The sequence below is a fragment of the Prevotella pallens ATCC 700821 genome, from assembly GCF_000220255.1.
GTDB lineage: Bacteria > Bacteroidota > Bacteroidia > Bacteroidales > Bacteroidaceae > Prevotella > Prevotella pallens.
In genome coordinates this window covers 823,390-836,567 of the sequence record NZ_GL982513.1, presented here as the reverse complement: position 1 = coordinate 836,567, position 13,178 = coordinate 823,390, and the positions used below count along the sequence as shown (strand labels likewise).

The following is a 13,178-nucleotide window of genomic DNA, read 5'->3' as shown; positions in this document are numbered from 1 at the left end:
AACAACAATAAAAAATACATGGCAACAGTAGACGACAAGAAGATTATCTTCTCAATGGTGGGAGTATCAAAGATTATTCCACAAAATCAAAAACAAATTCTGAAGAACATTTACCTCTCGTTCTTCTATGGTGCCAAAATAGGTATCATCGGCTTAAATGGTGCTGGTAAGTCTACATTAATGAAGATTATTGCAGGCATTGAGCAGCCAACATCGGGCGAAGTTGTATTCAGTCCTGGTTATTCCGTAGGCTATTTACCACAGGATCCACCTCTCAACGAAGAGAAAACCGTAAAGGAAAACGTACAAGAAGGTGTACAACACGTTTACGATGCACTTCGTGAATACGACGAAATAAACGTAAAGTTTGGTTTGGAAGAATACTACAGCGACCCAGACAAAATGGATAAGCTAATGAAACGTCAAGCAGAAGTGCAAGATATTATTGATGCAACGGACGCTTGGAATATGGATTCGAAGCTAGAACGTGCTATGGCTGCGTTGCGTTGTCCTGCAGGCGACCTTCCTGTAACTCATCTTTCTGGTGGAGAACGACGCAGAGTGGCTCTATGTCGCCTATTATTGCAAAAACCTGACGTGTTATTGCTCGACGAACCTACCAACCATTTGGACGCTGAAAGTATAGATTGGTTAGAACAACACCTACAACAATACGAAGGAACTGTTATTGCTGTTACTCACGACCGTTATTTCCTTGACGATGTTAGTGAATGGATTCTTGAACTTGACCGTGGCGAAGGTATTCCATGGAAAGGAAATTACTCTTCATGGCTTGATCAGAAGACAAAACGTATGGAACAGGAAGAAAAAACTGCTTCTAAACGTAGAAAAACGCTTGAACGCGAGTTGGAATGGGTTCGTCTTGCTCCAAAAGCACGCCAAGCAAAAGGCAAAGCTCGCCTAAATTCATACGAACAAATGCTTAATCAGGAGCAAAAAGATCGCGAAGAGAAGCTCGAAATATTTATACCAAATGGTCCACGTCTCGGTAATAAGGTTATCGAAGCACAGCACGTACAAAAAGCTTTTGGCGAAAAAGTTCTCTTTAACGACCTAAATTTTATGCTTCCACCTAACGGCATTGTGGGCGTAATTGGTCCGAATGGTGCTGGTAAAACCACTCTTTTCCGCCTTATTATGGGCTTGGAGACTCCAGACAATGGCAATTTCGAGGTAGGTGAAACAGTAAAACTTGCATACGTAGACCAACAACACAAGGATATAGACCCTAACAAATCGGTTTACGATGTTATTGCACAAGGCAACGAAAATATTAGAATGGGTGGACGAGATATTAATGCACGTGCTTACATATCACGTTTTAACTTCTCTGGAACTGATCAAAGCAAACTTTGTGGTGTTCTTTCTGGTGGCGAACGCAACCGTTTGCAGCTGGCTTTGGCATTGAAACAAGAAGGAAATGTGCTCTTACTCGACGAACCTACCAACGATATTGACGTGAATACACTGCGCGCATTGGAAGAAGGTTTGGAAAACTTTGCAGGTTGTGCGGTTGTAATCAGCCACGACCGTTGGTTCTTAGACCGCATTTGTACGCATATTCTTGCTTTCGAAGGCAATGGCGAAGTGTTCTTCTTCGAGGGAACTTACTCTGAATACGAAATTAACAAGGCACGTCGCCTTGGAAACGAAGAAATAAAGAAAGGCCGCTACCGCAAATTAATGGAAGACTAATAGATTTTCGTATTAGCTGTGAAAAAATAGGAGACTAACATTATATTGTATGTGTTTGCCTCCTATTTTTGTTTTCTTGCTTAATTAGAAAATTAATCCTAAATGGGTGGATTAGTCCCGTAACATTTTCATTTAATGCTTACATTGTTATAGCCTGATTATATTTTTTCCGACAATGGCACTATTGTCACCCAATATTCATCGCTATTTGTATCAATAAACACTGTTTGAAATCCAATAGATTTCCATTGCTCGTTTAGATAGAAGCATTGTTGTGGAATATCGTTTAATGTAGATAAAGCTGCTTCGTCTATAGGAAGATTATTTTCTTTAAAGCATTTTAGGTTGCGTATTCCATACAAAAACGTTTCCAAATCGTCTTTCCAATCAAAATTAACTACAAATTTAGCATTGCCAAGTGCATAGAGTGTTACGATGTGCAATAAGGCAATATTGGTCTCTCGGTGCAAATCTAACAGATAATCGTTATAATCGTAAGGCTGTTCTGGATTGTTTTCTATTTCTGTTTTGCAAAATCCTTCAGGGTCTTTAATCATATTAAGAACATTTCCCACCATTTCTGCATTATTGTTTGTAACACATTTCACCAGCTCTATAAGTTTATCATTAGTAGTAGGAACTGGAATTTGGGGTATATGTTGTTCTTTATCTGCGTTTTTCTTTGATTTTGAAAACAAACCTATCAATACAGGAATAACAACTAGTAATACCGCAAACAATAAAAAGCCTCCTTTTATGTATGCACCGTTTTTTATCATACTAATGGCAGACAATAGCATTACTATGAAAATTATAACAATAGCAACACTAAAGCAACCGCTAATTAGTTTATCTTTCATATATCCGTTTTTTATATTTGTGTTTTATTTGTTTCACTTGTTTACAGAAACAAAGGTAGGTATTAATTATTTTAGCAAAGAAATAAAAGTCTATAATCTTGTTTTTTATCTCTAATAAAAACAAAATAGGTCATATTTTTCAATATGACCTATTTTTTATATTTATGTAGATTCTAATTAGTCTGTAACCTGAACAGTTGCACGACGGTTGAAAGAAATTGGTGTCAATGTATCTACACCACCCTTACCAACTTGAGAGATTTTGCTAGATTCTACACCCATCTTAACAAGTTCGCCTGCTAAAGTCTTTGCACGTTCTTCAGACAACCATTGATTGTGCTTTGCAGAACCTGTTGCACTATCAGCATAACCTGTAACAAGAAGGTTATTATTGTTGTCTACTGCATATTTAGCAAGTGCGCGTACATTTACAAGATCCTTCTGTGAAGCGATATTTGTCTTATCGAGGTTGAAGAATACTGAAATTGGAGTAGAAATAAGTTCTTTTACTGACTGACTTACTGTTTCTACTGGTTTTTGATTTGCAAGTGCATCGCGTAAACGAGCATTTTCAGCCTCAGCATCGCGTAAACGAGCATTTAAAGCATCAAGAGCTGATTGGTGTTGTGCGTTAAGAGCATCAACATCTGGAGTCTTTTCCCAACCAGATTTTCCAAGATTGAATTGTAAACCTAATTCTACATAAAGGTTGTTGTCGTGTGAATCCCAACCACGGTTGCCATAATATTGGTCATATCCGTCAAGATCACCTTCGTAACGGTTCCAACCTGCTTCAGCATACAGACGCATAAGCTTACTTAAACGGAAAGATGCCTGAACACCTGCACTAAGTCCTGTTGCATATAAGTTATGACTCATTGTACGACCAACGCCTGCACCTACAAAAGGAATAATATCTACAAGACGATTTTCGCTATAACCTAAGAACATATTGGTAAGATTAAACATTGCCTGACCTTGTGCAATCCAATATTTGTTACCATTGTCTACAGTTGAAGTGTGAACATCTGTATTACCTACACGTTTACCCCAAATACCTTGTGCTTTAATACGAAGACCAAGTCCAGGAGTGAACCATTTTCCAATAGCTACAGCTGCACCTGGGTTTGAACGAAAGTCCTTAAATGGATTTCTTTTTAAATCAGCACCATGTTCCTGACCAGAATACCATGCATTCCAATCTGCACCTACTTGAAGAAACCAATTGCTCCAAAAAGAATTTGTAGCAACGCTATACTTTTTTGTAGGCACTTCGTCTTGTGCAAAACCAGCTACTGATAAGCTAGTAAATGCCAATACCATTAAAATTTTTCTCATAATCTTTATTTATTATACAATCAATTTTATGCTTAATTTTGTAATTAGTAAGTTGTATATCTCGAATTCAAGTGCAAAATTAAATATATTTTTTTAATAAACAACATTAAAACAGAGAAAAATACTGTTTTATGAAATATTTTTAATTTATACGGCATTACAACTTGATATAAAACATATATATATGTTCTGCATTTCGAAAGCAAAAAAATAATAGGAGAGTTTTTTAATAAGAAAAAAATAATTCGTAATTACAAAATATTTTTTTTAATTATTTTTTTGCTGAATATTAATAAATATTTGTTTGGGGTGTAACAACTAATGGATCTGAACACATCACAATATCATTGTTATTTATTGTTCCTACACCTAATATATATATTAACAGAAAGGCATTTTAAGTATATATTTTGTTTGTTCCCCTTACACTATATTTAAACATAGTGCTATCCGCCATGATGATTAAGATAATCAAGTATAAACAGTAGAATAACTTCTAAAATAAAAATACTATAGTTAAATATCTTGGCATTTTTCATCTTTCGTTTCATTGCAGGAGTATCTATTTGCTTCTCATACTCGGTAAAGATTTTAAGGTATCTATCTTTCCGAAAGAATACAAGATACTCAAATATAAGAGAAATAATTGAATAAGACCAAATAACTGGCTTATTAATAATTGATTGATATCCAAGTAATATGTCTAATAACCATTCGCCCAGAATCATTAATGATCCTGAAAGAAGTATGTTCAAGCTACAGGTATAGAATAAGCAAGTGTCTCTATCGTAAGTACTTCGCTTTCTATAAAACCGATACACTACGTAGTGTATCATAAAATAAAAGTCTATCATTTGGTCCAAAAATCTATATTTAATTCTTCCATTACATATTTTCCTAAGAAATATCTGTGCACAGTATATTGAAAGATGACAATAATATAACGTGAATTCAACGAAATCACGTTATATTATATTTAAACATAATGCTATCCGCCATGATGATTAAGATAATCGGCTATAAAAAGCATAATAATGTCTACTATGAAAATACTATAGTTAAATATCTTGGCATTTTTCATCTTTCGTTTCATTGCAGGAGTATCTATTTGTTTCTCATACTCGGCAAATATTTTAAGGTATCTGTCTTTCCGAAAGAATATAAGATACTCAAATATAAGAGAAATAATTGAATAAGACCAAATAAAAGGCTTATTGATAATATTTTGAATCTCAAGTAATTTACAAAGGAAGTGTGCAACCCCCAATATTAATCCAATGAAGAAAGTTAAGTTCAAGCAACATGCATAGAGTAAGCAAATGTCCCGGTCTTCAGTACTTCGTTTTCTATAAAACCGATACACTACGTAGTCGTCCCTTAAAAACTATATTTCAGCATAGAGCTTGTCAGTATAAACTTTATACTGAAAAATAGTTTTTAAGGGACGACTAATTAAATTGTCAGTCCTGATGGCATTGGTATTATTATTTTCTTTGCATTCAATTCTGTCATAACTTACAATTGATAATGTTTATCAACTGTTTTACGTCGTTCTTTCCTGTTTATTGCTCACGGCTTTTAATACCCATATAAGGGTAATGATGAACACCCTTATAAGGGTATTACCCATTACCCTTATATGGGTGCTGGGGCATAACGTTTTTTATCAATACATAGGCAACTTTCCACTTTTTTTTATTATAGCATTAATCATATTTCTGAATTCTTCGTTTACTTCGTATATTTCATTCCGATAGTATATATAAAACATTCCTAAATAAAATGTATCCAAGATTTGTTCGTTCAAATAGAATATAATTTTTGCACGAACATTTATAGAAGGGCGTATTTCACTTGTTTTTTTAAGAGATTTTATGGTGTCGAAGAATTTGGAAATTTCCATATCTGACGCCACGATTACACTATCAAGCGAATGACTGACAAATCCCTTGTCAAAAAACTCTGGGGTAATACTAAAAATTGTTGTTAGGTCAGCTTGGGTGTAAACAATTTTGAGCTTGATATTACAAGCACTCAATGCATTAAAACCAAGTAACCATATACCAAAAACTATCAAACATTTAATACTATTTGTTATCTGTCTCATTATTGTCATTATTTGGATTTACATTTTAGATTTGGGTGCAGATATAACTATTTCATCCATTATAAATGGATTCTTTGGCATTTTTCCATCTTTTGCTTCTGTCGTAGTTGGCGATTTAGTTATATATGGGATGCCGTAGTGGTCTGTACGTGTAACCTCTCCTGCACTGATTTCATCAAGTGCTAAAGCTGTTTTCTGTTCAGATCCTGTTATAACTCTCATTTCCTCTTTATTATCATAATCGGGATCAAAAGTTTTAAAGTCTTGTGCATATTTATCAGGATTTTTGAGATATTGAAGTGTATGATCCGCTTCATGGTTTAATACAGCCGTAGGTGACATCTTTTTGTCAGAACTTGTAAGCACTCCCATATTAGGATCCCAATAAATAGTTTTTTTCGTCTCGCTGAAAGCAGAGGGTTCTCCAACTCTTTCTGTAATATAAATAATTGTAGAACTCTTATCTATCTGGGCTATGATGCCATCTGCGTTATGTTCATGTAAATACATAATAGCTGCACGAAATTTTTGTTTAAATGCCTCCGTTGTGCCTGATGCAAATAGAAGTTTTCTTCCATCTGGATCAATAAATCTTATCGGATTATTATTACAATAAGCATAAGGACTAACGCTATAATATTCCTCTGCCAAAGGATCTATTCTATCCCACGAAGGAAGAGCTGGACTATATTGCCGTGCTCCATAATCGTAAGTATTTAAACCATGCATTCTATCAAATTCTTTTCCATTATATTTCATAATAATTGTAAGCTTGTAGTGAATGTTTGGAAAGCTAAATTATTATACTCTTTCACGCCATAAATAAAATAAATAAACTATTATTACAAGAGATAGATTCATAACGATGAATAATATAGCTTGAACTCGCCATTTATTTAGAGATTCATTGTTATCAAATCGTTTCAAAGCCATTGGGATTCGTTTTTTTACCAAAAAAGACAACAAAACGTAAACTAAAATGTATATAATAAAACTCAAACTCCCCATATTAAAGAATCCGAGAACAAATATTGTTACAGGAACTGATAATATTGAACTTACACCAGATATAGGAGTATTTTTCCACCAAGAAGCTTTAGAGCTAATTATATAACACAAGTATAATAATAAGTCTATTAAATACATTATTAATGGAATGTAGTTTCTAAGTAATTGTGAAATTGTTCAGCATATATAGGCATTTAAATCGTGCATTCTATCAAATTCTTTCATTGTATTTGTAGAGTCGTAATAAGGCTTTTAAACTACCAAAAGAAATCGTTAGTATGCTTTTACATAGCCCTCAGAAAACAAAAATTTGTCGATTCGTCCCATTTTCTAAAAGATATGTACCATTGAGCATATAATTATCTCCGTTAAATTATAATGCGTACATATTTTATTAGCGCATAATAAAAAACTTTTTTGCATATAACGATTGTTTGTTAAATTGATTTTAATATTACAAAGGTATAATATTAAAAAAACATAACCAACAAAGAAAATAAAAAAAATGGTTTTAATGGGTGTTTTAGAGAATAGAAAAGAATATTTTTTTGCTTTTATGGGTTTATTGTTCTATAAAAGTAAGAAAAAGCGGAGTATATGCATAGTGGAAAGTAACCACTATGTTACGCAAAATATATGTTCGGTTTATTGAAACATTCTTTCGATATCAGCTTGTTTTAAAATTGTTAGAATGGGTTTTCCATTCGGTGTATAATTAACATTGGTGCATACAAACAACTGGTTTACAATATTCTCCATTTCTTCGTTGCTTAATACCTGTCCGTGTGGAATAGCTGCATTTTGTGCAAGACTTAATGCTAATTTTTTATCGATATCTTGTTTCACAGAACTTTCTCCTTCTATAGTAGAAGTAACCATTTCGTTCACAAGCATAGGCACATTTAGTCCTTCTATTCCTGTGGGAATACCATTTACAGCATAGCTTCCGCTACCCATATTGCTAAGTTCAAAACCCATAGTTTCCATTTCGAGAAGTATATTTTGCAACATAACTTCGTTGTTAGATGGCAGGTTTACAATTTCTGGGAACAGCAATTTTTGTGTGTGCGCAGTATGTTCGTCTAACTGTTTCAGATATTGTTCGTACAAAATACGCACATGTGCACGATATTGGTCTATTATCATTAGTCCCGATTTTACAGTAGTTATAATGTAACACCCTTTATATTGATAATGTATAGGCGAACGTTCGTCTTCAATATGTGTATTATCAAATTCGTCTGGTTTAAATAAAGTTTGTTCATCGGTAGAACTTAATGCAGATGGCATTTCTTCAGATCCTACATTTAGTTCTTTGTAAAGTTCTTCCCATTGAGCTGTAGAAGAATTGTTTTTCTTAGTTTCTTTAAAAGGATTGTAAGTGGGATTGAAACCTACAGATGGAGCATTAATGTTTGCAGAAGGATTAAAGACAGGAATGTCTGGTTTTCCTTCGGTATCGAAATCTATAGATGGAATATCGTTGAATTTTCCTACAGCTTCTTTTACAGATGCCATTAGAATTTGCCAAATAGCTTGTTCGTTTTCAAACTTAATTTCTGTTTTCGTAGGGTGAATGTTCACATCTATATTTTCGGCAGGTACTTCAAAATAAAGAAAATAAGGAACTTGTTCGCCAAATGGAATCAGCCGTTCGTAGGCATTTACTACAGCTTTATTAAAATAGGGGTGTTTCATGTAGCGATTGTTCACAAAGAAATATTGCAAAGCACCACGTTTCTTTGCCGATTCTGGTTTACCCACAAAGCCATAAATACGACACAAAGTAGTTTCGACATCTATAGGAAGTAGGTTTTGATTAATGCGCTTACCAAAAACATCTACTATGCGTTGGCGCAAATTGCAAGCTTTGAGCGAAAAAACTTCAACTCCATTAGAATGTAAAGTGAAAGAAATATTAGGATAAACAAGAACAATACGTTCGAATGCCGAAATAATATTATTCAGTTCTGTGGTATTCGATTTCAGAAACTTTCGTCGTGCAGGAACATTATAAAAGAGATTTTCTATCTTAAAATTGCTTCCTACCGGACAAGTACAAACTTCTTGATTTTCAAATTTGCTTCCAGAGATAATTAGCGAAGTACCTATCTCATCTTTTTCTTGACGTGTCTTTAATTCTACACGAGCAACAGCAGCAATAGATGCTAAAGCTTCGCCACGAAAACCCATTGTTGATAATGCAAATAAATCGTCGGCTTTTCTTATTTTAGAAGTGGCATGGCGTTCAAAAGAAAGACGAGCATCTGTTTCAGACATTCCCTTTCCATCATCTATAACTTGTATTAAAGTGCGCCCAGCATCTATAATTACAACATTTATAGTTTTTGCTTCTGCATCAACAGCATTCTCTATTAACTCTTTTACTACCGAAGCTGGACGTTGTATTACTTCTCCTGCAGCAATTTGATTTGCAACACTGTCTGGTAAAAGCTGTATAATATCACTCATTCTCTTTTTATTTAAGATAGATAATCAGTAGAACTGCTAAGATTATAACAAAAATGATAGCCCCAAAGAACGATAGCTGCAAACTATTTATCTTTCTATTTGTATTTCGGTTACTACGAAAATCGAAACAATATTCTTTTTCGTTTGCATCTACTTCTAACTCCCCCTCCTTTTTTCCCTTTAATTTCTCTTCCAATTTTTTTAGACGTTCTTTTCTTTCATCAAAATAGATATATTCATGATGGAATCGTCGTGGTTTTGGTAAATTAAAGAATATCATAAGTTAGAAATCTACAATTAGTTGCTAAACTTTTGACGTGGAGGAGCAGCTACTTCGGAAGGACGAATATCAGAATCGTCTTTTCGTGCCACTTTCCTGAATATATCGAATTTATCTTTTGGTCGTACCGTTTCGTACCAATGAAAATTAGGGAGAAATACTTTGTCGGGAGGTATTTGCGTAATAGGATATAAGGTAGAAGTAAATTTGTTTGTCCAAATTTTTTCTAACTGTTGTTGTGGCGACATATAAATACGCATTGTGTCGGTTTCCAAATAATTTAAACCTATAATAGAACTATCCCTCTCTTCTATAGGATAATAAACGGTAAGAACATTGCTGACAGCTTGCGCAGTTCGCATTTTACCATCTAAGAACTGTGCATGCATTGTTTTAGAAGCTATCTGATTATAATGTTCTTTATCTTTAAGTTGTTCTATTGATAATGCGTTTCCAAAAATATGTGCTTCACGAATGGTGGAATCGTTCATAAAAACTTTGATAGAATCGCCGAGAAGTTGCCTATTGTCGCTCCAAACAATAGGTTCTTGATACATAACCAAGCAAGAATCTTTTGTGTTAGCTATGAATAAACCACACACAGCTTGAACATCTGTACGATAAGCACGTACATTATCAATACCAAAAATTTTACGATAAACTTGTGGCGTGTTAAAATTAAAAGCCTTCATCGTAATAGTATCGGCATGTACAAACAAAGTGTCGTTACCTTTTGAAAAATCTTTGGCAACTGGACCTGGTTTTCCACCGTATGCAATGGCAGCTGTATCGGTATAATGAATATAATCGCCTTTAAAAGCGTGTTTACTTTTATAGTCAATATAATCTACATTACCTTTACCTTCTCCAACATGAGTCTTACTATTATATAAAAGATTATCGCCAGTTATGGTACGTTGCTTAAGTTCATCAACAATTTTAACATTGCCATGTCCCTCGCTATGTCCAGTATTTGCATTATAAATAACCTCTTCGCCAGTTATGGTACGTTTTTCTTTATGGTCTATAATTTTAACTTTTCCATGTCCTTCTGTATGTCCACTCTTACTATTATAAACAATGTCTTCGCCCATCATAGTACGTTTGTTTACTTTATCGTTTATCTTTACGTTACCATGACCAGTTGCATCGCCAGTAATACTATTATAAGTTATTTCGTTTCCTTCTATATCGCGTTGTGGAGACTTAATAGTAGAGAAGCCATTCAGTTGCATATTATCGGTTTTACTATTATATGTTCCATCTTCCGTATGAACAATTTCGCCTCGTTTAGTTCTAATTACCGATTTTCCAACAACATTCATTATTCCCGTTTCGGTATTTCCGTGTGCAGTTGGCGTATTAATATTGTATTTTGGTGTACGAATTACAACATTACCATAGAAATTAGCATCGTGTGTTTCTGTATTGTAATCGCCTTGATCGGCTGCAATTACATTTCCACCATAAATTAATATTCCACGTCCACCAAAATAATTTGCAACATTCGATGCCATATTGTAATCTAAACTATCGCATTTTAAAGATTTGAAAGGTTGGCGCACAACAACTTTTCCACGTGCTCTTAATGTTTGTTGAAAACCATCGTAAAAAGCTCGCTGACAAGTTAAGTGTGTTCCATCTTTGCGTTTAAAGTTTACATGTCCAAATGCTTGAAATGTATTTTGTTGGTCGTTAATATAAGCACTATCGCAAAGCAAAGTCATATCTTTATGCCTAAATTTTACATTGCCCTTTACAACTTGAACATTTGGCATTTCCATTTGGTTATAGCGTAAAATGTCGGCATGGTCAATATAAACCTTCGATTTTTGCTTTTGCTTCTCTTTTTGAGCAAAAACAGAAAGCGATGAGCTTAATCCAAATAGGCATAGAATCAAATAAATGAAGATTCTATGCCCGTAGAAATATTTTGTTTGTCTGTTTTTATCTATAATCATCTAACCCAACCTTCATATTCGAAATCGCAATCTCGATATTCAGGAGCCATCTTTACGTATGTTTCTTTTATCTTCTTCTCTATCCAATTACGGATAACTTCTTGACGTTTCTTTGCTACAACAATATCTTTCATAGGCTGTAAGTCTTCAGTAATTGTTGCACGATGTTCGTCAATTCTACTTTTCAGTTTAATAATGGCACACACTTCTTGCTCTCTCGAATTTTTCATTGTAAAAGGAGCTGATATCTCGCCAACTTTCATTGTGTCTACAATATGTGCTACTTCAGAAGGCAATTCTTTCATTGCAAAGTGCGATGTACGTGTTGCTCCTCGAACATTCATCATAAGTCCATGATTATTCTTTGTATCTTTATCGTCAGATAAATATGATGTAGCATCATCGAAAGTAAATTTCCCTGCCTTAATATCATTAGAAATAGAATCTAAACGATGCATTGCCGCATTTATTGCAGCATCCGAAACCTTTGGTTTTAACAATATATGACGACAGTTTATTTTATCACCACGTCGGTCTATTAATTGTATAATATGGTATCCAAATTCGCTTTCTACTATTTTAGAAATCTTTTTAGGGTCTGTCAAATTAAAAGCAGCTGCAGCAAATGTAGGATCTAACATTCCACGTCCCATATATCCTAATTCTCCTCCTCTACGTGCAGATTCTGTATCTTCAGAATACAAACGTGCAAGGGTCTCGAAAGAAGTTTCTCCTTTCGTAACTCGGTCTGTATAATTACGAAGTTGGTCTTTTATTCTTTCTATTTCTTCTGGTTCAATCTTAGGAGTTTGAGTCAATATTTGCACCTCTACATTTGTTGGTATCAATGGGATACTATCTGTTGGTAATTTTTTAAAGTATTCACGAACTTCGGCTGGAGAAACTTTAACATCGCCAACTAGTTTCTCTTGCATTCGTTCTATCAACAAACGATTTTTGAAATCATCGTGTAAGTCTTGTCGTATTTGCGCTATACTTTTGTGTTGATATTCCTCTAACTTCTCTTTTGAACCTATTTGAGGAAAAGAAATCCATGCATTAATTTGTTGTTCTACACTCTGCATTACCTCTGCTTCTGTAACAGAAATACTATCTAATGCTGCTTGATGCAAAAAAAGTTTTTGTACAGCAAGCTGTTCTAATATTTCACAATTAGGATTTTTCTTCCATTTCTTACCATCTGCTTCGCTTTGCAATCGCATAATTTCTAAATCAGATTTAAGAATTGGTTCATCGCCTACAACCCATAATACCTCATCGACAACACTTCCGGGGTTCTCTTTATCTACATTTGCCGAATCGTTTCCTAAAAGAGGTTTGGAAATAGAAAGCATTTTTGCTGGAACACCCATCATTGTGAGGACTGTTCCAACAAAAATAAATATAACACAATATTTCTTTAAATTCATAAGCTG

At 34.2% G+C, this 13,178-nt stretch carries 9 protein-coding genes; 1 reads left to right on the top strand and 8 read right to left on the bottom strand.

Annotated elements, in window-relative coordinates; translation table 11 throughout:
* Nucleotides 1–18: 18 nt before the first annotated feature.
* Entirely contained in the window at nt 19–1,716 is a 1,698-nt protein-coding gene (gene ettA / locus HMPREF9144_RS03100) for an energy-dependent translational throttle protein EttA (RefSeq protein ID WP_006044402.1), read from the top strand.
* Between the two features lie 158 nt (nt 1,717–1,874).
* Here ettA and HMPREF9144_RS03095 read toward each other — a convergent pair whose 3' ends face one another.
* The 8 genes from HMPREF9144_RS03095 to HMPREF9144_RS03050 all read right to left on the bottom strand — a co-directional run bounded on the left by HMPREF9144_RS03095 (nt 1,875) and on the right by HMPREF9144_RS03050 (nt 13,172).
* The gene (locus HMPREF9144_RS03095) at nt 1,875–2,576 is read right to left on the bottom strand and encodes a DUF6630 family protein (protein ID WP_006044401.1); all 702 of its coding nucleotides are present in this window, start codon (nt 2,574–2,576) and stop codon (nt 1,875–1,877) included.
* A gap of 177 nt (nt 2,577–2,753) precedes the next feature.
* Nucleotides 2,754–3,914: an OmpA family protein gene (locus HMPREF9144_RS03090; protein ID WP_006044400.1), complete on the bottom strand. Its 1,161-nt coding sequence runs from the start codon at nt 3,912–3,914 to the stop codon at nt 2,754–2,756.
* 1,666 nt (nt 3,915–5,580) lie between these two features.
* On the bottom strand, nt 5,581–6,021 hold the full coding sequence (locus tag HMPREF9144_RS03075; protein ID WP_112316999.1) for a hypothetical protein: 441 nt from the start codon (nt 6,019–6,021) through the stop codon (nt 5,581–5,583).
* Between the two features lie 18 nt (nt 6,022–6,039).
* The gene (locus HMPREF9144_RS03070) at nt 6,040–6,780 is read right to left on the bottom strand and encodes an RHS repeat-associated core domain-containing protein (RefSeq protein WP_006044396.1); all 741 of its coding nucleotides are present in this window, start codon (nt 6,778–6,780) and stop codon (nt 6,040–6,042) included.
* An 894-nt stretch (nt 6,781–7,674) separates the two neighbouring features.
* On the bottom strand, nt 7,675–9,501 hold the full coding sequence (gene mutL / locus HMPREF9144_RS03065) for a DNA mismatch repair endonuclease MutL (protein WP_006044393.1): 1,827 nt from the start codon (nt 9,499–9,501) through the stop codon (nt 7,675–7,677).
* A gap of 7 nt (nt 9,502–9,508) precedes the next feature.
* On the bottom strand, nt 9,509–9,781 hold the full coding sequence (locus HMPREF9144_RS03060; protein WP_006044392.1) for a hypothetical protein: 273 nt from the start codon (nt 9,779–9,781) through the stop codon (nt 9,509–9,511).
* Between the two features lie 17 nt (nt 9,782–9,798).
* Nucleotides 9,799–11,742, bottom strand: a complete 1,944-nt coding sequence (locus HMPREF9144_RS03055; protein WP_006044391.1) for an OstA-like protein — start codon at nt 11,740–11,742, stop codon at nt 9,799–9,801.
* Nucleotides 11,739–13,172: a peptidylprolyl isomerase gene (locus HMPREF9144_RS03050; protein WP_006044390.1), complete on the bottom strand. Its 1,434-nt coding sequence runs from the start codon at nt 13,170–13,172 to the stop codon at nt 11,739–11,741. The genes HMPREF9144_RS03055 and HMPREF9144_RS03050 overlap by 4 nt, the downstream gene beginning before the upstream one ends.
* Nucleotides 13,173–13,178 lie beyond the last annotated feature (6 nt).